This window comes from Micromonospora sediminimaris (assembly GCF_016863575.1).
GTDB lineage: Bacteria > Actinomycetota > Actinomycetes > Mycobacteriales > Micromonosporaceae > Micromonospora > Micromonospora sediminimaris.
Genome location: NZ_BOPD01000010.1, coordinates 217,037 through 242,848 on the forward strand (window position 1 = coordinate 217,037; position 25,812 = coordinate 242,848).

Consider the following 25,812-nt stretch of genomic DNA (forward strand, 5'->3'; position numbering starts at 1 on the left):
CTGGAGATCACACCACAGGGACACCGTGCTGGACAGCACCGGTCAGCTGGAGGGTGCGCGGCTTGGACAGGCGGACGCTGTCCGGTGGGATGTCGCCGGTGGCGGTGCGGGTGTAACCGGCGCGCTCGTACCGGCTGATGTTGCGGATACTGCGGTGGCCGGTGAAGAGGGTGCAGTGCGTGGTCTGCTCGGGCGCCTGTCCTTCGGCGTACGACAGCAGCCAGGAGCCGATGCCGTTGCCTGCCTGGTCGGGCGCCACCATCAGGCGACCGATGAGCCAGGCGCGCTCCTGCGCCCGGGCACGCACCGCAGCGACGAGGCGGCCGTCGCGGCGTACGCACCACCATCGCCAGGTCTCCAGCGACGCCCGCAGGTCGTCGATGGTCTCCCGCAGCGGCACCAGGTCGAGGGTGTCGTTGACGATGGCCTCCTGGACCCAGCAGCACCGCTGCAGGACCAGCAGCTCCGCCAGGTCGCCGGCCTGGGCTTCGCGGAGTGTGAGACCGGTGACCGGCGCGTCGACGACCGTCGGGTCGGTGCCGCCGCGCAGCGGACGAAGCGCACGGGCCACCCGGCTCAGCTCGCCCAGCACCGCGCGGGCGGCGGCGTCGAGCGCGGCCGACCCGGCCACCTGACCGTCGTGGACGGTGTCCGCGATGCGCAGGGCCACCGTGGCGCCGACCGGCATCATCCGCAGCGTCGTGACGACCTGCTTCGCCATCTGCGCGGATCGGGTGCCGGCGGAGGTGTTGCCGTAGCTGACGAAGGCCACCGGCTTCCACGCCCACTCGTGGTAGAGGAAATCGAAGGCGTTCTTCAGCGCCGCAGGCATGCCGAAGTTGTACTCGGGCGTCACCACCACGAAGGCGTCGGCCGCGGCGACGGTGCGGCTCCACCGGCGGGTGTGCTCGTGCCGGTAGCTGCCGTGGGCGGGATGTTCGGGCTCGTCGAGCAGGGGCAGCGCGACGTCGGCCAGATCAGCGACGTCGACCGTGATCGCGTCGGACGCGGCAGCCGGGCGGACGGTCCGGACGAACCAGTCGGTGATCGCGGGTCCGAGCCGGCCGGGTCGGGTGCTGGCGGTGATGACGAGGACACGAAGGTCGCCCGAGCTATTCGATGACATGTCAACGACCATAGGCGTACTTTCAATGACGTGTCAATGACATGTAGGGTGGCGGACATGGAGACGGTCTGGCTGAGTGCGGAGGAGGAGCAGGCGTGGCGGGCCTTCCGGCGGCTGCTCATCGCCCTACCCGCCCGGATCGGCCGTGACCTGGCCCGCGACTCGGGGCTCTCCGCCGCGGACTACGAGGTGCTGAGCACGCTGTCGGAGAAGCCCGATCGTCGGTGGCCGCTGCGTGAGCTGGCCGCCAAGATGGAGTGGTCGCGCAGCCGCCTGTCCCACCATTCCGCGCGGATGCAGGTACGAGGGCTCATCGACAAGGAGCCGGACCCGCAGGACGCCCGTGGTTGTCTCCTGCGCCTGACCGATGACGGCTTCGGTGTCCTCGAACAGGCCGCCCCGCACCACGTCGACTCGGTACGCTCCCGTTTCCTGGAGCACGTGAGCGCCGACGAACTCGCCATGCTGCGCAGGCTCTCGACCCGGATCGCCGACCTACCCGACTGACTCCGGCGACTCGACGTGACCGGGGCGGTGACCGCGCCCGCGAGGTGCCCGGCGGCGCGACGACCGGCCCCGGCCGCCCAGAGTGGCGGTCGGCGGCCGAGCGCACCACCATGGCCGGTGGGTGCCGGCGCCGGCACCCACGGAAACCAGCGCGGGAGAGTGGCAGCAGTGAGTTCATCCGAGAGGTCCACGTCGAGGGTCCGCCAGTTGCGGCTCGTGGTGCAGGCCGACGACTACGACGCGGCGGTGCGTTTCTATCGCGACGTGCTCGGTCTGCCCGAGCAGGCCGCGTTCTCCGGCGCGGACGATGCCCAGGTGGTGATCCTGGACGCCGGACGGGCCACGCTGGAGATCGCCAATCCGGCGCAGAAACGCATGATCGACGACGTGGAGGTGGGACGTCAGGTCGCCCCGCGCATCCGGGTGGCGTTCGAGGTGGACGACACCGCCGCGATCACCGACCGGCTGGTCGCGGCCGGCGCCGAGCAGGTGGCACCACCCACCACCACGCCGTGGCAGTCGGTCAACGCCCGCCTCGACGCCCCGGCCGGCCTACACATCACCGTGTTTCAGGAGCTGCGTACGCTCGACGAGCGCGCTGCGCTCGACGGATTCGGCACCGACGCGGCCGGTTCCTCACCCGCTGGCGACGACGTGGGCCGGTGACCGGACGTCCGGGCCGCCGGCACCGTGCTCAGTCGGCGGCCGGCTTCGGGGTGCCGCAGAGTCTGGTGCCGGGCGGAATGACCTCCTCGTCGCTGTGGATGACGTACGGCGGCGGCCCCAGCTTGCCGGACGGGTCGATCGGCCTGACGTTGATCAGACTGAGGAACTTGTTGATCACGTTCACCACCGGGGCCAGGATCGTGTAGCCGACGCCGTACGAGGCTCGGACGCCGATGCCCACGCCCCGGCAGACCGCCAGCGGCGCGCCAAGCGCCGATCCGATGGTCGTCCCGTAGGCGGTCGACACCTCGAAGAACAGACCGGCCTTGAGCACGAACGCGCTGAAACCGACGTCGAACCGGACCTGATGCTCGATGAGCAGGCCCATCACCCCGACCGGAACGCCAGTCAGCGAGTTGATCAGGCTCTCCTTGCGCTTGAAGTTCTTGCTGACCTGGGGGCCGAACGTGCCGTTGGCGTAGCCGTAGCCGAGCGAGCCGGCGAGGGAGAACTCACCCTTGCCCTTGATGGTGCCCACCTTCGCGCCGAAGGCGGTGGTGACCTTCACCGTCTGGCTGACGGTCAACGCCAGCGGTACGCCGAGCACCGTGCCCATCGGGATGCTGAAATCCACCGGGATGGGGAGCACCGTCCTGATGTTCTGCCCGTCCCGGAGACCGGCCTCGAACGAGTAGCGGATGCCGAAGCCGCCGCTGATCGACAGCTCCGCCCGGGTCACCGAACCGCCTTTGATGTTCAGGTGGAAGTCCGCTTCCGGCTTGGCGAAGGTCAGTGCGGCCCGCCCGGACAATTTCGTACCGTTGCGGTGGTAGTGGAAGCTGACCTCCGCGCCGTCGTTGAGGCTGACGCCTGTGGAGAAGTTGGCGACGACCGTCCTGACCTCGCCACCGCCACGGCTCGGCGGCGGCTGGTTCGGCCGGGGCGGTGGCGGGGCGAGCCGCAGCGGCCCGGCCCGGCCGGCGCGGCCGGTGGGCGTGGCGCCCAGGGCGTCGGCCTCCTCCTCGGACATCGCCCAGATCGGCTCACCGGCCTGGTAGACGACCGGGTTCTCGATCGCGATGCCGCGCTGCTCCAGAGTGCCGTCGCGGATCACGTCGGTGACGGACACCGGGCCGATCGTGACGAGCAGGTCGCCCCCGTCGCGTTGCACGTCGAGCACCCGGCCGACACCACGTCCGGTGATGAACATGACCTTGCCGGGAGCCAGGTCTTCGGCACGGGAGGCGTCGCCGTCGATCCGCCAGGTCAACCCGTCGGCGGTGACCGACCGGACCGAGCGGCCCCCACCGCCGACGAGCACCACATCCGGCTGGTACGTCAGGTCGGGATGCGGCACCGGCGCCATGCCGTAGCGCAGCGCGGACTCGCTGTACGGGTCCTCGTCGGCGGTTGGATCGCCCGAGGACCGACCGCCGCACCCTGTCGATGCCAGCGCGAGGACCACGGTGAGGACAGCCGAGACAACCTTGCGCACCGGTACTCCTCATTGGGGTCGGGACGGTGCCACCCACCGGCACCACGGCACCGGAGCTGCGGCGTCAGGCGCGGTCAGACCAGCGAGTACCGGGCCGGGCCCTGAGTCGACCCTAGACAGCGCCGGCGGCGAGGGAATCAGGGATTTCCCCACGCCTCGACGGCACCGGCGGGACAATCACGTCCACATCCGCACCGCACGACGCGTACACTTCCGGCATCTGGCCGCGCTCGGTTCGCGGCCCCGGCGTTCGAGGCGGTGGAGATGGATCGGGTGCTCGGCACCGTCCGCCGCTCGCGCCTGCGACGACGATAGTCGTCCCGCTCACCCGCGCGTTCCTTTCGCCGTGCCCGCACCTGCCGTGCGGCCGGCCCGCCTCGTGACGATCCCGTTCATCCCATCCCAGGGAGTTCCCCGTGACCGTGCCCTCGCTGGCCTCGTCGTTGTCCGACTCCGTCACCGCCGCCGCGGCCCGCCTGGGAATGGCGGACCTCGCGCCGCAGATCCGCCGCTCCGAGCACGCCGACTTCCAGGCCGACGGCCTGCTGGCGGCGGCGCGGACGCTGCGCCGCAACCCGCGGCAGGTCGCGGCGGACGTGGTCGCCGGCCTACCCGACGACGGCCTGCTGGCCAGCGCGGGGGTGGCCGGGCCGGGCTTCGTCAACATCGAGCTGACCGACCGGGCGCTGCTGGCGCAGCTCGCCAGCCGGTTGGGTGATGTCCGGCTCGGTATCGGCATGCCCGAGTCCGGCGTCACCACGGTGATCGACTACTCGCAGCCGAACATCGCCAAGGAGATGCACGTCGGGCACCTGCGCTCCACCATCATCGGCGACGCGCTGGTACGCATCCTGGAACACCTCGGCGGCACCGTGGTGCGGCGCAACCACATCGGTGACTGGGGAACCCAGTTCGGCATGCTCATCCAGTACCAGGTCGAGCACCCCGACCCGCCGGCACCGGACGACACCGGGGCCATGGGCCGGCTGGCCACGCTCTACCGGCGGGCTCGGGGGGAGTTCGACACCGACTCCACGTTCGCCGACCGGGCCCGGCGGCGGGTGGTGGCGTTGCAGGCCGGCGATCCGAGCACCGTGGCCGCCTGGCGGGACATCGTCGCCGAGTCGACCCGCTACTTCACCCACGTCTACGACCGGCTCGGGGTGCGGCTCACCGACGCCGACACGGTGGGGGAGAGCGCCTACAACGCCGCGCTGCCCGAGGTCGCCGACGATCTTGAGCGCCGGGGGGTCGCGGTGACCAGCGACGGCGCGCTCTGCGTCTTCTTCGACGACCTCCGCGGCCCGGACGGCGAGCCGACGCCGCTGATCGTACGCAAGCGGGACGGCGGTTTCGGCTACGCCGCGACCGACCTGGCCGCGCTGCGGCAGCGCGTCGTCGAACTGCACGCCGACCGGCTGCTGTACGTGGTCGACGTCCGGCAGGCCCTGCACTTCCGGATGGTCTTCGACACCGCGCGGCGGGCCGGTTGGCTGCCGTCGACCGTGGCCGCCGTGCACGTCGCCTTCGGTACCGTCCTCGGCCCGGACGGGCGACCGTTCAAGACCCGGGCTGGCGACACCGTCCGCCTGGTCGATCTGCTCACCGAGGCGGTCGACCGGGCCCGGGAGGTGGTCGCGGCGAAGAATCCCGGGCTGACCGGGTCCGCCCTGGACGAGCGGGCGCAACAGGTCGGCATCGGCGCGGTGAAGTACGCCGACCTGGCGACCAACCGGACCCGGGACTACGTGTACGACCCGCAGCGGATGCTGGCGCTGGTCGGCAACACCGGCGTCTACCTCCAGTACGCGCACGCCCGCGTCCGCTCCATCCTGGCCCACGCTGACGGTGCCGACGCCACAGTCGACGTGACGGCGGCGCTGGAACCGGCCGAGCGGGCGCTGATCCTCGATCTCGACGCGTTCGCCGACACCCTCGCCGAGGTGGTCGCCGGTCACGAGCCGCACCGCCTCTGCGGCTACCTGTACCGGCTGGCGCAGACCTTCACCGCGTTCTACGAGCACTGCCCCGTGCTACGCGCCACCGGACCGCAGCGCGCCAACCGCCTCGCCCTGTGCCACCTCACCGGCGACACCCTCCGAACCGGCCTACACCTCCTCGGCATCCCCACCCCCACCCACCTATAACCCCCCACCCACCTATAACCCCCCACCCACCCCACCCACCTACCCCCGCCCCCGGCGGACGCGTTGCCCGCCCCCGGCGGACGCGTTGATCAAGAAGTTTGCGTCTGCGTTCGCGCGTGTCGGAGACCAAAACCTCTTGATCAACGCGGGCGGGCGGACGGGCGGACGGGCGGGCGGACGGGCGGGTGCACGTGACCCCGATTCGGGGCGAGTCTGGTGTGGACCAGTGGCGGGCGACGGCGGGCCTTGCGCCACTGGCCACCTACCTGAGTGAGATGGCCGCGATCTGTGCCGAGGCAGACGACCAGCCGCTCGACCGACAGCCCTTGGCGCGGTGGCGCCACGCCAGCCATCACCCGTACCCGTGGGCCGGGTATGTGAACATGATGGTGTGATCGTCGTGGCGTTCGACGCACCCGTTGACGAGCCAGCGCAGGTCACCGGGTTCGAGTTGGGACACGTCAGCCTGCGTTGGGACGGTGGGGCCCACAGTTCCCGCCAGTTCGGGTCGCGCGGGCTGTTGATGGTGTATCTCGCCGCAGCGGACATGCTCCACGGCGTCGCGACCCTGTTGGCGCGCCGGGATGACAGTTACGTGTTCACCGGCGCCTCCAGCGCCTGGAGTTTCGCCCTGCGTCGTACCCGCCGTCACGGACTGCACCTCAGCACGCCCGCCGGCAGGTTGCTCTGCCATACCTCCGAGGCCGAGTACGCGATGGCAGTCTGGCACGGCACCGAGCGGTTGCTGGCAACCCGCACCCCGATCGACGGCGGCCCCTTGACCGACCTGCGGACCGCCATGGCGGCGTTTCCGGATATCTACCGGCGCTGAGGTGCCGAGGCAGGCAGGCTTGATGCAGCCAGTTGAGCTGTGTCCGGCTACGAGCGACTGGGCTTCGAGTCAACTCGGCAGTCGCTGCAGCGGCTGCCGCGCGAGACCTGGATACAGACATTCGGCGAACCGTGACGAACGTCGACTGCTTCGATAATCGATGGTGCCGGGCCGCTCTTTGGGTTTGGGTGCACCATGAGCATCATTCTGAGTACCCCGAGCGTTGATGAGCTGCCACCAGCGGTGGACGCGCTCAAGCGGTGGCAGCACGACGGGGGACCGCTGCAACTGCATTCCGGCGATCTCGGCTGGCACTCGTTACGTGGTGCCGAGGCTACGGCGGCTGACCTCCGGATGTGGTTGCACGACGGGGTGGTTCACGCGATCGGGCTGCTGGACGGCCCCGAACTGGTGCGCATGGCCGTCGCTCCCGACTGGCGTGATGACGAGGCGCTGGCCCGCCGGCTCGCCGCTGACCTGGACGCCCCAGGGCGTGTGCTGGATCCCGACGGTGCGACCGTCGAAGCCCGAGGTGCGCAGCGTCTCACCCAGTTGCTGCTGGAACGGGGTTGGGAGCGGGATGAGCCGTGGACAACGTTCCACCGCTGTCTTTCAGACCCGGTGCAGGACTGCGGTCTGCGTATCGAGACCATCGAGTCCGATCGCGCCGAGGTGTGGGTCGGCGTCCACTGGTTCGCGTTTCGCGGGTCGCCCTTCACTGATGCCGACCGGCACCGCACGGTTGGGCGTTGGCTCGCCATGGCCGGTGGCCCGTTCTACGCTGACGCACGCTGCCTCGCCGCATTCGATCAGGGCGGCGAGGCCGTGGCAGTCGCGGCAGTGTGGTCAGCCGGCCCGGGGCGGCCAGGATTGCTGGAACCGATGGGCGTCCACCAAAGTCACCGAGGCCATGGTTACGGCACGGCGATCACGCTCGCCGCCGCTGCGGCCCTTCGCGACATGGGTTCGTCCAGCGCGAGTGTGTGCGTGGAGAGTTCCAACGTCGGCGCCGTAGCTACCTACGCCTCGGCCGGCTTCACGCCGTCAGCTGAGGTGACCGATCTGCGCCGCAGGACGGCTGGGTGGAAAGCGTCATGACGTCATGGATCGTGGCGGCTCCGGCCTGCTGCTGACAGTGCTGGAGCACCGGGCATGCGTGCTTCGTGTAGTACATGGAGATCTGATACGGCAAGCCTCTCGCTCGCAGGGCGCCGGTAAATGATCTTCTGGTGGGTGTTCGTTAGGGCCGCGCTCGGGGCGACGTCTGGTTCGAGGGCGGGCACAGGGTTCGGCGCATGCAGACGCGGGGCCAGCGGTCGAGTCCGTGCGCTGCCTCGCGTTGGCGGATGGCCCGAAGACCCGGGGTGAGGTCGCTCTGGTCCAGGGTGTGGAAGCCGCAACGGGCGTAGTACGGGGCGTTCCACGGCACCTGAGTGAACGTGGTGAGGGTCAGGGCGGGGATGCCGCTGGCCATCGCATGGTCGGCGAGGTGGTCGATGAGCTGACGTCCGATCCCGCGACGGGCGGCGTCGGGATGTACGGAGACCTGTTCGATGTGGAAGTTGCCGTCGACGAGGTCGGCGATGAGGTAGCCGACCGGCCTTTCGGTCGTGTCGGTGGCAACCCAGGCACGGCCTGCCTCGCGGTAGCGGCCGAGGATGTCCAACGGCAGCGGTGCATCGTCGGCTATCTGCGGCATACCGACGTCGCGGAAGCATTGTCCGGCGGCGCGTTCGATGTCCTGCAGGATGGGTAGCTCGTCCTGACGCACCTCTCGGATCTGCACCGGAACATTCTGTCGGTGCTGTTCTGTACCGTCACCCACGTTTCCGTGCCAGCGCCGGGTGCCGAGACCGGCCGGATGCCGAGACCGGGCGGCCGCCGCCGGCCCGTCGCCGTTGGCGTAGGCGACGGCGTGGAAGCGGTCACTGTCTTGACGGGTGTCGATTTCAAGCGGAGACTGCGTAACACCCCCGAAACAGTGACCAGGGCCGTCCGGGCGCGGGTGATGTTAGCGCTAACGTCGGCCGCGCCGGACGGACGGAGAGTCGCATGTCCAAAGTCCTGACCAGGGCGAGCGCTCTGCTCGCCGCCCTGTGTCTGCTGTTGCTGCCGGCGGCACAGGCACCGCGTGCCGAGGCCGCCGCGCTCGACCCGTTCGCCGGCTACCTGATGGCGCACTTCACCGGCGAGTCGGCCACCGGCGAGCAGGTCTACTTCGCCCACAGCCGGGACGGGCTGAACTGGCGCGACCTGAACAACGGCGCACCCGTGCTGCTGTCCACGGTCGGCACCCGGGGGGTGCGCGATCCCTCCATCGTCCGTTCGCCCGCCGGCGACCGGTACTGGATCGTCGCCACCGATCTGCGGATCGCCAGCGGCACCTCGTGGAACGACGCGGCGAACCGGGGCAGCAGGTCGCTTGTGGTGTGGGAGTCCCGCGACCTGGTGAACTGGTCCGCACCCTGGCTGATCAACGTCGCCGGTGCCATCCCGGGCGCCGGCAACGCCTGGGCGCCGGAGGCCATCTACAACGCGGCGACCGGTGACTACGTCGTCTACTGGGCGACGAACTCCCTGCGCGACGGCGTGACCAAGCACCGCATCTGGTACGTCCGCACCAGCGACTTCCGCAGCTTCACCGCGCCCCAGCTCTACATCGAACGCCCCGGCGGTGGGCAGGGCATCATCGACACCCAGATCGTCGAGGTACCGGGGTCCGTCGGCGGGTACCGCTACTACCGGGCGTCGGCCGACGGGCACATCACCATCGAGGGCAGCAACTCGATCCTCGGCTCGTGGACGACGCTGGGCAACCTCTCCCACCTGGGCATCTCCAACGGCACCGGCGGCGGCAACGTGGTCGAAGGGCCGATGTGGATGCAGTTCAACGGTCGTAACGAGTGGGCGCTCTGGCTCGACCAGTACGCCACCGGGCGTGGTTACATGCCGGTCACCTCCACCAACCTGGGCAGCGTCACGAACTTCCGGACCCGGACCGACTACCAGCTGGGTGCCAGCCGTAAACGACACGGCTCGATCCTGAACCTGACCGCCGCCGAGGAGAGTGCGGTGCTGGGACGCTGGGGCGCCACCACCCCGGCCAACCGGATCCAGGCGTACACCCACCAGGACCGGTACGTGCGGCACGCCAACTACGACGTACGTATCGACGCGAACGTCAGCCCGGCCCAGGACGCCCAGTTCCGGGTGGTGCCCGGGCTGGCCGACGCCGCCGGCGTGTCGTTCGAATCGGTCAACTATCCCGGCCACTACCTGCGGCACTACGGCTTCGACTTCGTGTTGGCGGCCAACGACGGAAGCTCGGTCTTCGCCGCCGACGCCACCTTCCGGCAGGTCGCCGGCCTCGGCAACACGTCCTGGTCGTCGTTCCGGTCGTACAACTACCCCGACAGGTACGTCCGGCACTACAACTACCAGCTGCGACTCGACCCGATCAACGACGCCCAGGCACGCGCCGACGCCACGTTCCGCCTCACCTCGTAACCGTTCGCCAACGGGTGCGCGTCGACGGTTCCGTCAGCGAATCGGCACCGGGGCGATCACCGCGAAGCCCACGTGCGGGTGAATCGGGACGAACCGCCTTCGCGGGTGCTCCGGTGCGCTGATCGGCCGGGACTTGCCTCACCCGTGTCCATGAACGGGGTACGCCAGCGGACGGATCGCGGGCTCTCTCGCCGTTTGCGACGCAATGTCCCGGGCGCCGCGCAGCTCCGAGCACCGGATGCTGGCTCAGGCCCCGGCCCGCATCAGGTACGCACCGCCGGCACATCTCCGACACGATCAACGTGTCCCAGCCCCTGATCGACGCCCTGCCGCAGACCAAGCAGGTGGTGATTCAGCCGGCCCGCGCCGGCTGCCTCGTACCATTGCGCAGAGATCGTGGACCGCGCAGCGGGAGGGGCCATGGGCAAAGGGATTTATGTGCAGGAACTGCCAGGTATCGGCAAGCGGTACGACGTCGACCTGGGTAGCAACACCCAACGGATCTCGGTGGTGGTACGCCGGGACGGCAACCGTGACCTCTACGTCTTCGCCGCCGGGCAGGATGATCCGGTCGCCGTGATCGAGATGTCGGAGAAGCAGGCGCGTAAGGTGGGCGCCCTGCTGGCCGGCACGTACTTCTCCGAGTAGCCGTTCCGCGTCTTGCGCCCTCGCTCAGTCCGCTCCAGGAGTCCTCGCCGTGCATGCTGACCTCGTGGGCTTTGGGGCCCTCGTACTGATCGCGGGCCTGCTGGCCCGTGCGGGTCGTCGGATCAACCTGCCCACCGTGCCGTTCTTCATGCTGGCGGGCATCCTGCTCGGGCCCGGTACCCCGGGGCCGGTGCTGATCGCTCATCCCGAGGACCTGAGCCTGCTCGCCTCCCTCGGCCTGGTCCTGCTGCTGTTCCATCTGGGCGTCGAGTTCCCGGTCGACCAGGTGCTCGGCAGCGGTAAACGACTGTTCGTCGCCGCCGGTTCGTACATCGGCCTCAACGTCGGTGCGGGGCTGCTCTTCGGCTTCGCCCTCGGTTGGGGTGGCTACGAGGCGTTCGTGATCGCCGGTGCGCTCGGCATCTCCTCGTCGGCGATCGTGACGAAACTGCTCATCGAGTTCCGGCGGCTGGCCAACGCGGAGACGCCTGTCATTCTCGGCATCATCGTGATCGAGGACCTGTTCCTCGCGCTGTATCTGGCGCTGCTCTCGCCGCTGCTGTCCGGTGCCGGGTCCGCCGGGGAACTGGTGCTGCGCATCGGCCTGAGCTTCGCCTACCTGGTGGTGCTCTTCGCCGTCGCCCGCTTCGGCGCCCGCCTGGTCGGCAAGGTGATCGACAGCAACGAGGACGAACTGCTGGCCATCCTGATGGTCGGGTTGGTCGTGCTCGTCGCCGGGGTGTCGGCCGAGATCGGCGTCTCCGACGCGATCGGCGCGCTGATGATCGGTCTCGTGGTGGCCCGTACTCCCATCCGCGAACGGGTCGAACGTCTGGTGCTGCCGCTGCGTGACGTCTTCGCGGCCGTCTTCTTCCTGGTGTTCGGGCTGAGCATCGACGTCGGCGACTTCGGCTCGGTGGCGCTGCCGGTGCTGCTCGCCGTACTGATGAGCATCGTCACCAACGTGGTGGCTGGCCTGATCGCCGGCCGGTTGTTCGGGCTCAACCAGCGCGGGGCCGCCAACGTCGGCCTGACCGTGCTGGGCCGGGGCGAGTTCTCGCTGATCCTGGCCACCCTCGCCATCGCCGCCGGCCTGGACGACCGACTCGGTCCGTTCATCGCCCTGTACGTGCTGATCCTGGCCGTGGCGAGCCCGCTGCTCGCGGCGAATTCACGTTTCCTGGCTCGGATGATCCCGGACCGGCTGCTGCACTCCAGTTGGCGGTACGTGCGTGAGGAGACGATAAGCACCGCCTGCACGCACCTCGACCGGATCCACATCACCGAGTCCGACGCGGACGCGTGCCCGCAGTGTGTGGAGAGCGGCGACGACTGGGTGCAGCTGCGGATGTGTCTGACCTGCGGCGCGGTGGGCTGTTGCAGTGACTCGGTCAACAACCACGCGGAGGAGCACTACCGGCAGACCGGCCATCCGTTGATCCGGTCATTGGAGGAGGGCGAGGACTGGCGGTACTGCTACATCGACGGCGCCCTGATCCGCGAGCCCATGGGCGCCACCCGGGAGTGACAAGCAGTAGTTTGGGCCCGCCTCAGTCGAGGCGGTAGACCCACGCGCCGGCTATCTCCTCCCGGGTGATGCCGAGGCCGTCCACCGGCCGGGCGGGCAGGCCGTCCCAGGGCGTTCCGGCGAGCCTGTCCGGCAGGACGACCACCGACCGGATGCCGATCTGCCGGAGGAAGGCGATGCTGCCCGGATCGGGGAAGGTCGTGGTCACCGCGCGGATCTGTTGTTGACTGGCCGGCAGGAAGGTGACCGACCCGTTGGCGACGCGGGGAAATCCCTCGGTGGACCAGAGCATGATGTCGGATTCGGCCACGCCGTTGCTGGGCAGGACCAGCATCGGGTCGTCCGCCGCCTGGAACGCTGGCGGGGCGGTGGGCACGGTGGGATGTGGTGTCCGGTTGACCCCTTCGACCAGGACCAGCAGCAGGGGCAGCAGGAGCACGACCGCGCTCACCGGCTTCGGCCACCCGACCTTGGGGCGATTTCGTCCGAATTCGCTAATCGCTCCTGCTGCGAGAATGGCGAGCAGCAGGCTCGTCCACACCATCAGCCGACCCGGGGTTCGTAGCGCGTCCCATCCGGGCAGCAGTCGGGACAGGGTCAGGTATCCCGGGTCGCCCTGACCGACGAGATTGCTGCCCAGTCCGAGCGCGCCGCTGACCAGCACGCCGAGCCCGAGCAGGACGCGGTGGCGCACCCGGAACGTCGAGTAGCTCAGCCCGGCCACGGCCAGCACGATCAACGTGACGCCCGGCAGCAGCGCCATCTCCGGAGGCCAGGACAGCTGGGCGCGGGCGGCCGCGAAGTGGTCGCCCCACAGCCACGAGTCCGCAGGCGCGACGAAGTATCCCAGCAGGGGTGGGGAGAACATCTCTGTCCAGGACAGATCCCGGTGCGCCTCCGGGTTCAGCTCCACCACCCGCAGGAAGGTGATCCCCAACCAGATCAACACCGCTGCGAAGACGACGCCGCCGAAGAGGTTCGCGAGCACCACCCGGCGACCCAACAACCAGGTGCCGGTCCGCCAGCGGGCCCAGCCAACCGCCACGAGGACCACAAGCATGGTGCCGGCCAGGAAGTACGCGAGCGGCAGGCCGATCGCCAAACCCAGGGTCAGCTGCCAGGCGGCGACCAGCCAGCCGGCCACGATCCAGCCGGGACGGTGCAGCGCCGGTCGGTGACCGTCCCGCAGGGACCATCCGTGGCCGCGAGCCAACATCGCCAGGCACAGTGCGACGCCGCCGATGGAGAGGATGTTCAGATGGCCGCTGTGCGCGAGCCGCCACGGTGCGAAGGCCCAGGCGACGCCGGCGACGGCGGCTGCCGTCCGGATGGCGCCGAGTTGGCGCACCAGGGCGTACGCCCCGACGAAGGCGAGTGCGTGCGCCAGGACGTAGAGGAGGTTGTAGCGGAAGATGGCCGACGCCACGCCGTTGACGAACAGACCGGCAGGTGCGTATCCGAGCACGATGTCGGTGTAGGCGTACGTGTACAGGTCGGGGAAGAACGTATTCGAGTGCCAGAGGTTGAGCGGGTCGGTGACCAGCGCATGCCCGGCCCAGGCGACCTGCCACGCCTGCAATGGGGGATCGCCGATGTCGCCCGGGATGGTCGTCCACGGCTGCTTCAACGTCGGCCAGGTGAGGACAACAGCCACCGCCACTCCAGCGATTGCCGCCAACGTCCATTCATGCAGCAACAGGCGCGACGCCACCCGGACGGCCCCCGCCAGCCTGCCCTGTCCCTTACGGGGCTGGACATCCGCTGCCTGTTCCGGGTCGGCCTGCTCAGGGTCGGCGGAGGGGGCTCCGAGTAGCCTGCGACGTATTGCCTGCACGTATCCTCCTGTCGATGGCCGACGCCGACGTCATAGCGTCGCATCGATCAGAGGATAAAAGCCATCATCGATGACCGCCGAAACTTCCAGGCGGGCATCACAGCCGCCAATCCCGATTAATGGGAAACGGGCAAAAAGCTGATCACCTGTCGATCGCGTAGAAACCGCGGGCCGCCAAGCAGGTCAGCCGCGATTGAGACGTCGGTAGACCGGGGCGAGTCGTTGGTGCAGCTGCCGGTAGACGTCGAAGACCTCGTCGTAGCCGGACCGGTGCGCCGGGTCCGGCGTGAAGACCCGGTCGGTACGCATCAGGCCCGGGATGTCGGCGAAGGTGAGCTGCCCGGTGCCGACCGCGCCGATCCACCCGGCGCCCCTGGCGTTGACCGCGAGCGGCTGGGCGTCGCGGCGGATCTCGACGTCGAGCACGTCGGCGAAGATCTGACACCACGAGTCTGACAGCGCCCCGCCGCCGGTGATGGCCATCGAGGTGACCGGCGCGCCCAGGAACCGGTTGACCGCGCCGAGCAGCCAGCGGGTGTTGAAGGCGACCCCCTCGAAAACGGCCCGCAGCAGGTCCGAGCGGTTGGTGTCGAGGGAGATGTTGAAGAACCCGGCACGCAGGCTCGCGTCGTCCACCGGGGCACGTTCGCCGTACAGCCAGGGGGTGTAGAGCACCCCGTTCGCGCCCGGCGGCACCGTCGGGATGATCGTGTCGAAGGCGTCGAAGATCGTCCCTTCGTCGCGGCTGAGGTGACCGGCGCTGAGCAGTGGGTCGTCGTACTCGACGATCTTGTCCCGCAGCCAGGTCAGGTTGGCGCCGGCGGTGGCCTGGAGGGCGGTCATCAGGTAACGGTCGCCGACCGCGCAGGGCACCGAGGCGATGCCGGCGGAGACGTCTGTCTTCTTCCGGGGCACGTGGGCCGCGATCCAGGAGGAGGTGCCGACGTACAGGTGCGGCTTGTTGTCGTCGGTGGTGCCGGCGCCGATGGCCGCGGCGGTGTTGTCGATCGCACCGGCGACCACCCGTACCGTCGCGGGCAGGCCCAGGTGCGCGGCAGCGGCCGGTGTCAACGTGCCGATCACTTCGGTGCAGGCGACGATCGGTGGCAGTTTGTCCGCGTCGATGCCGCTGTCGGCGACCAGGGTGGGGGAGTAGCGGATGTCGCCGGGACGCCGGTTGTCGGTCACCCACGAGGTCAGGATCGAGTCGACGGTCGCCACCGTGCGTCCGGTGAGCTTCAGGTTGATCCAGTCGAGCACGTTGAGGAACGTCGCCGTGCGCGCGTACACCTGCGGCAGGGTGTCGCGGACGAACAGCATGTGGGCGGCGGGGTCCTTGCCGGTGGGTGAGGGCATGCCGCCGGTGAGCCGCAGCCAGCGGGCGATCCGGCGCACCGACATCCCCTGGTACGCGGGAAAGCCGCCGAACTGCCGTCGCAGGTGCGGCGCGCCGCGCATGTCGAGCCAGCTGATGCACGCGGTCAGCGGTGCACCGGCCGCGTCCACCGCGATGGTCCCCTCACCCTGGGTGGAGGCGCACACCGTGGCGACCGCCCGCATCTGCTCGGGATGGTCGCGTCCCAGCTCGGCGGCGACCTGCCCGAGCGCGCTCCACCAGGCGAGCGGATCCTGTTCGGCGCCGCCACCGGGCAGCACCCGCAGCGGGACCGGTCGCTCGGCCCAGCCGGTGACCGTGCCGTCGGCGGCGACCAGCGCGGCCTTCAGCCCGGAGGTGCCCAGGTCGATCGCGAAGACCTGTGGCGGGCTGGCGGCCACGGATCAGACCCCCTCGACCAGCGCGAAGACCCGGTCGAACCGGGCGAGCGCGTCGTCGATGACCTCGTCGGTGTCGGCCATCGACGTGTACATCCGCGAGCCGGCCAGGGTGACGATGCCGTGTGCGGTGTAGGCGGCCCCCATCTGCTCCATCAGCCGCTTGCGGGTCTTGTTCTCCTTGAGCAGCTTCACCGGGTTGCGCATGTCCAACAGCATCACGCCACTGCACTCCAGATGCACGATGGACCCCTGGTTGTACGCCACGTACGGCAGCCCGTAGGAGTCGATCAGCCGTTGCAGGCCGCGGGTCAGCCGGTCACCGGCCCGGCCCGCGATCACCGGCGCGTTGGTGCGGGCCATCTCCTCGATGGCGAAGTAGCCGGCCGCGCAGGACAGCGGGTTGGCCGACAGGGTGCCGCCGACCTGGATGTGCGCTCCGCTCTTGCCGTCCAGCCCGGAACCGAAGACCGCCATCACGTCGGCCCGCCCGCCGACGCCGCCGGCCATCGGGTAGCCGCCGGAGACCGCCTTGCCCAGCACGGTCAGGTCGGGGGTGACACCGAAGTAGCCGGCCGCGCCGCCCAGCCCGAGGCGGAACCCGGTGACCACCTCGTCGAAGATCAGCAGCGCGCCGAACTCGTCGCACAACTCGCGGACCCGGGCGTTGAAATCGCGTGGCGCCGGCCGGGTGCCGGACTCCGGGCCGACCGGCTCGACCACCACCGCCGCGGTGCCGCCGCGCAGCCGGTTCTCGATCAGCTTGCGCTTGAGCTGACCCAGGTCGTGGGGGAATGCCTCCCGGGTGCGGGCGGTGGCCCCGAACGGAATGCCCTTGGCGTTCATCCGGTAGGTGCCGGGCACCCGCAGCCCGTAGACCATGGTGTCCGACCAGCCGTGATAGGCGCCACCGACCTTGATCACCATCTTCCTGCCGGTGAAGGCGCGGGCACCCCGGACGGCCGCCATCACCGCCTCGGTGCCCGAGCCCAGCGACCGGTACATCTCCACGTGCGGCATGAACCGGTGGATGATCTCGGCGAGCTTCAGCTCGTACTCGTGGAACAGCCCGGTCACCGGGCCGGAGTCCCGGACCACCTCGGCGACCCGCTCGTTGACCGGGCCGTAGTTGCTGCCCAGGATCGTCGGTCCGCCGGCCTGGAGGAAGTCGATGTAGGTGTTGCCGTCCCGGTCCACCAGGTACGCTCCGTCGGCCTTGTCGACGGCGAGCGGGAACGGATAGTTGAACGCCAGGTTGTGCTGCACCCCGCCGGGGATGCGTCGCCGCGCCCGGTCGGTGATCTCCTTGCTGGCCCGGCACTTCGTGTCGAAGTAGTTCAGCACGTCCAGCATCGCGTCGTGGCGCAGCCCGCGCACCGGCTGGGCGGTGAGCGCCTTCAGCCGACGCATCACGTCGTCGACGTCGGGGTACTCGCTGATCGCGTACCCGAGCCGGGCCGACTCGACGCCCGGATCGCTGTCCGTCCCGTTGCCCGGGGACGCGGCACCGTCCACCGCGCCTGGCGTGATGTCCGCGGTCCGGCCGGCGGCGACCTCGGCGGCTGCCGCGTCGGCGCTTGGCAGTTCCTCGTCGGCGGGCACCCGTAGCGGCTCGACCGCCTCGGTGAGCTGCGCGGCGATCCGCTTCTCGTCGGCCCGCAGCTTGGTGAAGGCGATCTCCCGGATCGCGGTCGGGATGGTGTGCACCTTCCCCGCCTCGCTGGTCAGCGCCAGCAGGTAGGCGATGGACACCTTCTCCAGCAGCGCCATGTTGAACACCGCCCGGTCGGGGTCGGTGCCGACGGCGACCACCCCGTGGTTGGCGATGATGAAGGCGTTGTCGCCGCTGGTCACCTTCTTCTGCACGTTGCGGGCCAGGAACCCGGTGCCCGACGGGGCGTAGTCGATGATCGCCACCTCCCGGCCGAGGAAGCGCACCTGCTCGTCGGTGAGTGCCGGGATCGGTTTGCGCAGGAAGGCCAGCGCCGAGGCGTACGGCTGGTGGGTGTGCACGATCGCGTTGACGTCCGGCCGCTCCCGGTAGATGTTGGCGTGCATCCCGCACTCGATGGACGGCTTCAGGTCGGCGCCGGAGTCGTCGGGCACGTGCTTGCCGTCGAAGTCGACGATGCAGATGTCCTCGACCCGCATCCGGTCGTAGTCGTAGTTGCTCGGGGTGACCGCGTACCGCCGGTGGCCGGGCACCCGGACCGAGACGTTGCCCTCGGTGGCCTTGAGGTAGCCCCGGGCGAGCATGGTGCGACACATGTCGACGACGTGCTGGCGGGACAGGCGGTGCTGCACGCGTTCTCCTCCGTCGGTTCGTCGGCCACCGGGCGGTCGCTGCGCTGGCCCGCCCGCCGGTCGGGTTCATCGTCGCGCGGCCGGGCCGATCGAAACACCGTCCCGTCGGCAGTGAGAACCGCCGCCGTTCTTATCCTGCCGTGACAAAATCGCCGGATGATCGCGCCTGTCTCCGCGACTCCCTGGCGACACCTGCCCGCCGATCTGGCCGCCGCGATGCGCCCGCACCTGCCGGCCACCGTGGCCGCCGTCGCGGTCGCCGTCACCGAGGCCACCCCGGCCTTCGCCGGCATCGCCGACGACAAGTTCGCCCGGGACGTACGCACCGCCGTGCAGGTGGCGCTCGACCGTTTTCTCGACCTCATCGGCACCGGGGAACCGGCGCTGCCGCCCCGGTTCCGGGAGGTCTTCGTCGGGTTGGGCGCCGCCGAGGCCCGCGAGGACCGGGGACCGGAGGCGCTGTTGACCGCGCTGCGGACAGCGGCACGGCTGCTGCTGCGTACGGCGTCGCAGTCACTGGCCCGGCTACGCCCGGTCGATCCGGAGGAACTGATCGACCTCTCCGACGCGGTCAGCGCCTACGTGGCCGAGCTGGCCGCCGCGAGCACCGACGGGTACGCGCTCCAGCTGCGCGAGCAGGCCGGGGAGGGTGACCGTCGGCGGCACCTCGCCGAGCTGCTGCTGCGCGGCGACGGCCTGCCCAGTGCCGTCGAGTCGGCGGCGGCCCGGATCGGTTGGGTCGAGCTGGACACGGTGGTGCCCGTACTGCTGCCGTTGGACCAGGCCCGCGACGCGCGGTTCCGGTACGGCCCGGACGGCCTGGTCATCGAGCGTGGTCGCGACGCCGTGCTGCTGCTGCGGGCGGGTACCCGGGCGGCCCGCGCCACCCTGGCCGAGGCGTTCACCGGCCGGCCGGCGGTGGTCGGCCCGGAACTGGGCTGGCCGCAGGTGCCGGCGGCCGTCCGGCTCGCCGAGCTGGCCGCCGGGCTGGTCGGACCGGCCTCCGGTCCGGTCTTCGTCGACGACCACCTGGTCACGCTGACCCTGCGTGGCGAGCAGCGGGCCCTGGCGGTGCTCACCGCCCGCCGCCTCGCGCCGCTGGCGCAGCTGCGCCCGGCACAGCGGGACAACCTGCTGGCGACGCTGTACGCCTGGCTCCGGCACTGGGGCTCGCGCGCCGAGGTCTCCACCGAGCTGTTCGTGCACCCGCAGACGGTCAGCTACCGCCTCAAGCGGCTGCGTGAACTGTACGGCGACGACCTGGACGATCCGGCCGTCCGATTTGAGCTGCTGGTGGTGCTGACCAGCCAGCTCACCAGCCGGCCCGGCGGCGGTTAGGGCGAGTGCCGGCGTTGGAAGGAACCGAGTAGACCCGACCGGCCGGTGTGGCGGCCCTCGGCACCCGCGTGCCGCCGGTGGTTCGGTACTGCCGGGACCTCTACGATGACCGGCGTATAGCCTTTGCCACAAAGGAGATACAACGTCACCGTTGCCCGTGCCGACGCGCTCAACAGGTGCGGCAGTCGGGGCGGGTGACCGGCCCTTGCCCGGCGTACCCGATGGACGGACCCTGTGCGTTTCGACCTGCTCGGCCCGCTGGCGGTGCACCGCGGCGATCGGCTCATCCCGCTCGGTTCGGTGAAGCAACGGCTGCTGCTGGCCGCCCTGCTGCTGCGCCCCAACGAGACTGTGGGCACCGACGAACTGGTCCCGATGCTCTGGGCCGACGAACCGCCACCCTCGGCCGCGGCGAACCTGCGGACGTACGTGCGCGGGCTGCGCCGACTGCTCGGTGAGGAACGGATACCGACGGCGGCCGGCGGCTACCTGCTCGCTGTCCGGCCGGGCGAGCGTGACCTGGATCGGTTCGACGCCGCCGCCGCGCGTGGCCGGGACGCACTGACCGCTGGTGACGCCGTCCGAGCGGAGACGGAACTGGCCGAGGCGGTCACGCTCTGGCGCGGGGCACCCCTGGCAGACCTGCCATCGCACCCGCTGCTGACCCGATGGGTCGCCCAGTTGCAGGAGCAGCGGTTGCTCGCCGAGGAGGACTACGCGGAGGCGATGCTGGCGCAAGGCGCGTCGGCCGCGGTGGTCGGCCGGCTGCGAGCCCTGCTCGACGAGCATCCGCTGCGCCAGCGGGCCTGGAGCCAGTTGATGCTGGGCCTCTACCGCATCGGCGATGTGGCAGGCGCACTCGACGCGTTCCAGCAGGCCCGGCAGATCCTTGCGGAGGAGACCGGTCTTGACCCTGCACCACAGCTGATCAGGCTCTACGACGACATCCTGCATCACCGCCCGAGCCTGGTGGCGAACGGGTTCACCAGCAGCGGTGAGCCGACGCCCGACGCGACCTCCCCGGCGACTCCGGGTTCCGGCGGTCGGCGGCCCGAGCAGCTGCCGCTCGCGGTGCCACAGTTCGTGGGCCGAGCCACCGAACTCGCCCGCCTGAACGCGCTCCTGGACCGCGAAGGACCGGCGACGGTCGTCATCTCAGCGGTGTCCGGGATGGCCGGCGTCGGCAAGACCGCCCTGGCGTTGCACTGGTCCCACCGGGTGTCCGACCGCTTTCCTGACGGTCAGCTCTACGTGAATCTGCACGGCTACGACGAGGCCGAGGTGGCGTTCCCGGACGACGCGCTTCAGGGTTTCCTCGAGGCGCTCGGCGTGCCGCCCTCCCGGATTCCGACCAGCACCGAGGCCCGCACCGGCCTCTACCGCAGTCTGCTGGCCTCCCGGCGGATGCTCGTGGTGCTCGACAACGCCCGCGACGCCAGTCAGGTGCGGCCCCTGCTGCCGGGAGCCGGTGGCTGTCTGGTCGTGGTCACCAGCCGGGACCGGCTGGCCGACCTGGTCGCCGCCGAGGGCGCCGAACCGCTGCGGCTGGACGTGCTCACCGACGACGAGTCGATGAGTCTGCTCGCCGGCCGGCTCGGCGCCACCCGGCTCGCGACCGATCCGGAGGCGGTCACCGACATCATCGCTGCCACCGGACGGTTGCCGCTGGCGTTGTCCATGGTGGCGGCGCGCGTCGCCACCCACCCGACCTTTCCGCTCGATGCCATCGCCGCCGAATTGCACTCCACCGAGGCCCGGCTCGACGTGCTGGCCGACGGCGACGTGCGGCGGGTCTTCTCCCGCTCCTACCTGGCGTTGAGTCCGCCCGCAGCGCGGCTGTTCCGACTGCTCGGCCTGCATCCCGGTCCGGACCTGAGCGCCGACGCCGCAGCCGCCCTGGCCGGGGTGCCCACGGCGGCCGTCGTGCCGCCGCTGCGCGAGCTGACCCGACTGCACCTGCTGACCGAGCACACGCCCGGCCGGTACACCTTCCACGACCTGCTGCGGGTCTACGCGGCCGAGCTGGCCGACTCGTCTGAGCACGCCGGGGAGCGGCGAGCCGGCCGGCAACGACTCTACGACCACTACCTGCACGGTGCTTACCCGGCGGCCGTGCTGCTGCAACCACAGTGGGCGCCGATCGAACCGGTGCCGCCACTACCGGGGGTGATCCGGCGACCGGCCACCGACCACGACGCCGCCCTGGCCTGGTTCACCGCGGAGCACCGGGTGCTGCTCCGCATGGTCCGGCAGGCCGCCGACAGCGGGTTCGAGGCGTACGCCTGGCAGCTCGCCTGGACGTTGAACACGTTCGTCGCGCCCCGCGGTCTCTGGCAGGACCAACTCGCCATTCAGCAGGTCGCGCTGACCGCCGCCGAGAAGATCGACGACCTCGCCGGTCAGGCGACCGCCAACCGCCTGCTGTCGCGGGCGTTCACCCGTCTCGGCGAACACGAGGACGCCGAGCACCGGCTCCGCCGCGCGCTCGACCTCTACCGGAACCTCAACGACCCGACCGGTCAGGCACAGACCCTGCACAACTACTGCGAACTATGTTTCCTGGGCGGTCGGCTCGACGAGGCGCTGACGCACGCCCGCGAGGCGTTGCGGCTGTACCGGATGGTCGACAACCGTTCCGGAGCTGCCCGTGCGCTGAACGCGATCGGTTGGTTGCTGGCCACCACCGGCGAGTACAACCAGGCCATCGAGAGCTGCACTGCCGCCCTGGCCGAGCAGCGCCGCAGCAACGACCGCAACGGTCAGGCGGCGACGCTGGACAGCATCGGTTTCGCGTACGACAGGCTCGGTGACCACGCCCGGGCGGTCGACTGCTACCAGCAGGCGATCCAGCTGTTCCGCGACACCGCCGACCGCTACCACGAGGCCGAGACTCTGGTCCGGCTCGGCGATTCGCGGGAGACGATGGGTGACAAGGCCGGGGCCATCGCCGCCTGGCGCCAGGCGGCGCGGATCTACGACGACGTCGACGACCCGGCGATCGACGAGGCCCTACGACGCATCGAGCGACTGACGGAGACGACCGCCGGTCCCTGCGGTGCCAGTGGCTGACCGCGGCTCGTCGTGCCTGGTCGCGCCCCCACGGGCTCACCTGTTCGGCTACGACGGGGTAGGCGGGGAATCGTCGCCGGGACCGGTGGGCTGACCGGCCCGCAACCGCACGACCAGTTCCCGCGTCGCCGCCACGAAAGCCTCGTCGGACTCGCCGGGCGAATGGCCCTTGATCGGCGGCGGAACGCTGTCGCCGGGCGGGGCGACCAGGCCCGCCGGATCCGGCAGGCGGCGGTCCACCGTCGCAGAGGGCCCGGTGCTGGTCGGTGGCGTGTCGGGCCGGTGGCCGGAGAAGGTCCAGCTACCGATCGGGTCGGTGTCCCGCCACAGGTTCACCCATCGCCAGCCGACCCGGTCACCCACCTCGTGCAACATGTCGTCGTCGAAGTAGGCGGGAAAGAACCGAGCATAGAGTCGGCGCAGCGGTGAGCCGTGGGTGAGCAGGGCGACCCGATCGCTGACCCGTGGAGCCAGCTGCAGGATGGTGGCGGCGACCAGCACCGACCCCTGGCTGTATCCGGTGATCACCACCAGGTGGCCCCTGCTGATCAGGTAGGTGATGCGCCGGGCCAGCTCCGGCACGGCCCGCTCGGCGTAGCAGGGCGGGGCGAAGGGATGGGCGGCGCGTGGCCAGAAGGTGGCCAGGTCCCAGAGCACGCCCACACGGCGCCGGAATCCTGGCGTCCGGTAGGCGAAGATTCCACCGATGACGAGGCCGAGCACGGTTGCCGAGATCAGCTGGCTACCGAGTCCGATGCCGAATTCGATAAGGCCTGCGGGCACCTGCGCGTACCGCTGGATGACGTCGCCGGGATGCTCGCCGAGCAGGTCGATCACGGTGGTTGCCGCGCCGAGCCCGCCGAGACCGGCGTAGACCACGACCAGCGGTGGCAGCCATTCGGTGGACCGGGCCCGTGCGATCGCCTGCCGTACCTGCCGTAGTCGGGCAACGGCCTCCGGTGGCGGGTTCGGGAAATCGCGCGCGAGGATCGCGGTCGCCGCGCGGGTACGGCCGCGCCGGGTCAGCAGGACCACCAGGCCCGTCACGACCAGCGTGATCAGCACCGCCCGGAAGAAGCCGTAGATCGCCCAGGTGAAGGCGGGTGGTGGCCGAATGGCCACCTGCCCGGCCGACGCGTTCCGGTCCAGGAGATCGGCCACCCGACGGACGAGTTCGGCCGAGAACGCCACCGCGATACCGGCTCCGGCGGCGGCTGCCGCCGGAGCGCCGAAGTAGCGTGGGCGTCGGTGGCCCGACCGCTGGCCCCGGGGGCGCAGCGTGACCGAGACCAGGGCGGCCAGCAGTACGGCGTGCGTGCCGAACAGCCAGGTGAGGGTTGGCGCGTAGCCGGGCAGGCCACCTTCCTCGCGCCAGTCGGCGGGGGCGGCGAGAACGTCGACGACGACCACGATGGTGAGCCCGATGGCTGTTGTCCGTAGTGCCCGGGCGATCCCGTCGAGCCGAGGGTCCGTGGGATCCCGCTCGATCAGCGGGGGAGTGCAGACCAGGACGACGCAGGTGGCCAGCACCGCTCCGGTGGCGACCGTGAGCACGATGGTGGCGGGCGCGGGGCCCTGGGCGTGTGCGGTCCGGGCGGCGAGCAGGCTGGCGTCGAGCGTCGCGAACGCCGCGGCGATGTGGATCGAGCGTAGTCGCCCCATCAGCGGCTCGGCGTCCCATTGGCCGACAGTGCTCAGCGGGTGTCCGGACCGGGTGCTCTCCGGCGGGCGGAACGCGTTGAAGGTTCGTCCGGGGCGGGTGCTGGCCCACCAGATCAGCGCGATGGCGGCGGCCGGCACCGCGGTGAGGGCCGTCAGTCGCAGGCCGGTGGGGCGACCACCGAGCCAGGACAGCCAGCTGCGGCCGGACAGGCAGTCCGGGGAGGACATGCACTGCCACGCGGTCAGGTCCAACGCGACTCCGACGGCGGTGAGGACGTACAGCGCGGTCAGGGTGAGACCGAGCACCCGGCACAGAGCCCGTACCGCCGCGTCGGTGCCCGGGTTTCCCGGGCGCATCCATACCGCGACGTTGAGCAGCGTGAACGGCAGCAGGAACACCATCGACAGCGTCCGGATCATGGTGCCGGAGGGCAGGTCACTCCATCGGTACACCTCCACGGTGTCGGTGCGGTCGGTACCGGCGCAGCTCGGGCGAGCCCGGTAGAAGCCGGCGTTGCGATCCCCTGCCACCTGCACGGGCGTTTGCGCCATCTGCTCGGCGGCAGGGGTGGAGACCCCGTGCACGCGCAGCTCCACCACGTCCTCGGGCGGCGCCAACCCACCGGTTGCCGCTGATCCAGTCGACATCGACCCTCCGGGACACCTCGCAGCCTCGCCGCGAGCGGGCCGGTACCAGGCGCGGCGTCATCCCACGGCAGCCCGGCCTACCCCAACCGAAGGGGTCCACGCCTGCGTTGCGCGGCGAGGCGGCGCGACCGTACCCATTTCTGGTCGTCGTAGCCCCGCCACCAGCACTGACGGCGCTGCGCCGCCGGTGAGCATCCGGAAAGTCACTGGAACTTCCGCTGGTCAGCGGTGCGTACCTGGCGTGGCCCGTCGTGGCCCTGTCGAGCAATCGTCGGCCATCCCGTTGTTACTGACCAGCGCTGATGCGTTTCGTGGCGTGGCCGGGCGGTCGAGGGAAGGTTTCGAGAGTATTTCCGGAAGTTGTTGACGGGTCGGCGGATACGCGCCAATACTGTTGGCCATCGACGAACCTGGATGATCGTTGGATGTCGCTACCTACTCCGCCGGTCACGGTGCAGTTCGACCGGCAGACCGCCACCCGGTACGACGTCGACAGTCGATGGTGGCCGCACAGCCATCGGGACCGCCGGTTCGTAGCGCACTGCTGGCCACCGGTCAGCCGTCACGAGGAGGAAGCATGAACAACGTCCCCGTCCCACCACGAAGTCGCAGGCGTGGACGACTCAGGTCGCTCATCGGTGCCGCCTGCGCCGTGGCGCTGATCAGCACCGGCACCGTCGCGATCTCGGCCAGCCCCGCCCAGGCCGAGGCCGACCGGCAGGTCTGCT

Annotated in this window: 19 protein-coding genes; 12 read left to right on the plus strand and 7 right to left on the minus strand. The window is 70.3% G+C overall.

Annotation, left to right across the window (positions count from 1 at the left end):
* Positions 1 to 7: 7 nt before the first annotated feature.
* Positions 8 to 1,126 carry a bifunctional NAD(P)H-dependent oxidoreductase/GNAT family N-acetyltransferase gene (locus Vse01_RS09210; RefSeq protein ID WP_093407132.1) on the minus strand — a complete coding sequence of 373 codons (1,119 nt, stop codon included), beginning with the start codon at positions 1,124 to 1,126 and terminating at the stop codon, positions 8 to 10.
* Positions 1,127 to 1,183: 57 nt separating this feature from the next.
* Between Vse01_RS09210 and Vse01_RS09215 the strand changes: the two genes are divergently transcribed.
* Both Vse01_RS09215 and Vse01_RS09220 read left to right on the plus strand, forming a co-directional pair.
* Positions 1,184 to 1,633 carry a MarR family winged helix-turn-helix transcriptional regulator gene (locus tag Vse01_RS09215; RefSeq protein WP_093406752.1) on the plus strand — a complete coding sequence of 150 codons (450 nt, stop codon included), beginning with the start codon at positions 1,184 to 1,186 and terminating at the stop codon, positions 1,631 to 1,633.
* 168 nt (positions 1,634 to 1,801) lie between these two features.
* The gene (locus Vse01_RS09220; protein ID WP_232511313.1) at positions 1,802 to 2,299 is read left to right on the plus strand and encodes a VOC family protein; all 498 of its coding nucleotides are present in this window, start codon (positions 1,802 to 1,804) and stop codon (positions 2,297 to 2,299) included.
* 28 nt (positions 2,300 to 2,327) lie between these two features.
* Here Vse01_RS09220 and Vse01_RS09225 read toward each other — a convergent pair whose 3' ends face one another.
* A complete protein-coding gene (locus Vse01_RS09225) occupies positions 2,328 to 3,794 on the minus strand; it encodes a hypothetical protein (RefSeq protein WP_093406747.1) in 1,467 nt (488 codons plus the stop codon).
* Positions 3,795 to 4,216: 422 nt separating this feature from the next.
* On the opposite strand from Vse01_RS09225, the gene argS reads away from it, so the two are divergent.
* From argS to Vse01_RS09245, 4 genes are all read left to right on the plus strand, one after another.
* The gene (gene argS / locus Vse01_RS09230; RefSeq protein WP_373870660.1) at positions 4,217 to 5,941 is read left to right on the plus strand and encodes an arginine--tRNA ligase; all 1,725 of its coding nucleotides are present in this window, start codon (positions 4,217 to 4,219) and stop codon (positions 5,939 to 5,941) included.
* A gap of 185 nt (positions 5,942 to 6,126) precedes the next feature.
* Positions 6,127 to 6,336, plus strand: a complete 210-nt coding sequence (locus Vse01_RS09235) for a hypothetical protein (RefSeq protein ID WP_139233167.1) — start codon at positions 6,127 to 6,129, stop codon at positions 6,334 to 6,336.
* On the plus strand, positions 6,333 to 6,773 hold the full coding sequence (locus Vse01_RS09240; protein ID WP_093406738.1) for a hypothetical protein: 441 nt from the start codon (positions 6,333 to 6,335) through the stop codon (positions 6,771 to 6,773). Before Vse01_RS09235 ends, Vse01_RS09240 begins: the two co-directional genes overlap by 4 nt.
* 195 nt (positions 6,774 to 6,968) lie before the next feature.
* On the plus strand, positions 6,969 to 7,871 hold the full coding sequence (locus tag Vse01_RS09245; protein ID WP_093406736.1) for a GNAT family N-acetyltransferase: 903 nt from the start codon (positions 6,969 to 6,971) through the stop codon (positions 7,869 to 7,871).
* Positions 7,872 to 8,013: 142 nt separating this feature from the next.
* Here the strand turns inward: Vse01_RS09245 and Vse01_RS09250 are convergent, their stop codons facing one another.
* Positions 8,014 to 8,559 (minus strand): GNAT family N-acetyltransferase, encoded by a 546-nt coding sequence (locus Vse01_RS09250; protein WP_093406733.1) that lies wholly within the window; start codon positions 8,557 to 8,559, stop codon positions 8,014 to 8,016.
* 266 nt (positions 8,560 to 8,825) lie between these two features.
* Between Vse01_RS09250 and Vse01_RS09255 the strand changes: the two genes are divergently transcribed.
* From Vse01_RS09255 to Vse01_RS09265, 3 genes are all read left to right on the plus strand, one after another.
* Positions 8,826 to 10,280 carry a glycoside hydrolase family 43 protein gene (locus Vse01_RS09255; RefSeq protein WP_093406731.1) on the plus strand — a complete coding sequence of 485 codons (1,455 nt, stop codon included), beginning with the start codon at positions 8,826 to 8,828 and terminating at the stop codon, positions 10,278 to 10,280.
* A gap of 420 nt (positions 10,281 to 10,700) precedes the next feature.
* Positions 10,701 to 10,928 carry a cation:proton antiporter regulatory subunit gene (locus Vse01_RS09260; protein ID WP_093406727.1) on the plus strand — a complete coding sequence of 76 codons (228 nt, stop codon included), beginning with the start codon at positions 10,701 to 10,703 and terminating at the stop codon, positions 10,926 to 10,928.
* 64 nt (positions 10,929 to 10,992) lie between these two features.
* On the plus strand, positions 10,993 to 12,456 hold the full coding sequence (locus tag Vse01_RS09265) for a cation:proton antiporter domain-containing protein (protein WP_232511312.1): 1,464 nt from the start codon (positions 10,993 to 10,995) through the stop codon (positions 12,454 to 12,456).
* Positions 12,457 to 12,478: 22 nt separating this feature from the next.
* On the opposite strand, the gene Vse01_RS09270 is transcribed toward Vse01_RS09265, so the two are convergent.
* The 3 genes from Vse01_RS09270 to Vse01_RS09280 form a co-directional block, all read right to left on the minus strand.
* Positions 12,479 to 14,185, minus strand: coding sequence for a hypothetical protein (locus Vse01_RS09270; protein WP_232511325.1), 1,707 nt, complete (start codon positions 14,183 to 14,185; stop codon positions 12,479 to 12,481).
* A gap of 288 nt (positions 14,186 to 14,473) precedes the next feature.
* On the minus strand, positions 14,474 to 16,066 hold the full coding sequence (locus Vse01_RS09275; protein ID WP_093406720.1) for a xylulokinase: 1,593 nt from the start codon (positions 16,064 to 16,066) through the stop codon (positions 14,474 to 14,476).
* A 3-nt stretch (positions 16,067 to 16,069) separates the two neighbouring features.
* Positions 16,070 to 18,367, minus strand: a complete 2,298-nt coding sequence (locus Vse01_RS09280; RefSeq protein WP_093406717.1) for an aminotransferase class III-fold pyridoxal phosphate-dependent enzyme — start codon at positions 18,365 to 18,367, stop codon at positions 16,070 to 16,072.
* Between the two features lie 156 nt (positions 18,368 to 18,523).
* On the opposite strand from Vse01_RS09280, the gene Vse01_RS09285 reads away from it, so the two are divergent.
* Together Vse01_RS09285 and Vse01_RS09290 are read left to right on the plus strand one after the other, a co-directional pair.
* Positions 18,524 to 19,705, plus strand: coding sequence for a PucR family transcriptional regulator (locus Vse01_RS09285; RefSeq protein ID WP_093406714.1), 1,182 nt, complete (start codon positions 18,524 to 18,526; stop codon positions 19,703 to 19,705).
* Positions 19,706 to 19,939: 234 nt separating this feature from the next.
* A complete protein-coding gene (locus tag Vse01_RS09290; RefSeq protein WP_093406712.1) occupies positions 19,940 to 22,774 on the plus strand; it encodes an AfsR/SARP family transcriptional regulator in 2,835 nt (944 codons plus the stop codon).
* 48 nt (positions 22,775 to 22,822) lie between these two features.
* Here Vse01_RS09290 and Vse01_RS09295 read toward each other — a convergent pair whose 3' ends face one another.
* Complete coding sequence (locus Vse01_RS09295; RefSeq protein ID WP_093406710.1) at positions 22,823 to 25,084, minus strand: hypothetical protein; 2,262 nt, start codon at positions 25,082 to 25,084, stop codon at positions 22,823 to 22,825.
* 425 nt (positions 25,085 to 25,509) lie between these two features.
* Here Vse01_RS09295 and Vse01_RS09300 point away from each other — a divergent pair, with 425 nt between their 5' ends.
* The gene (locus Vse01_RS09300; RefSeq protein WP_170863488.1) at positions 25,510 to 25,665 is read left to right on the plus strand and encodes a hypothetical protein; all 156 of its coding nucleotides are present in this window, start codon (positions 25,510 to 25,512) and stop codon (positions 25,663 to 25,665) included.
* Positions 25,666 to 25,812: the final 147 nt, after the last annotated feature.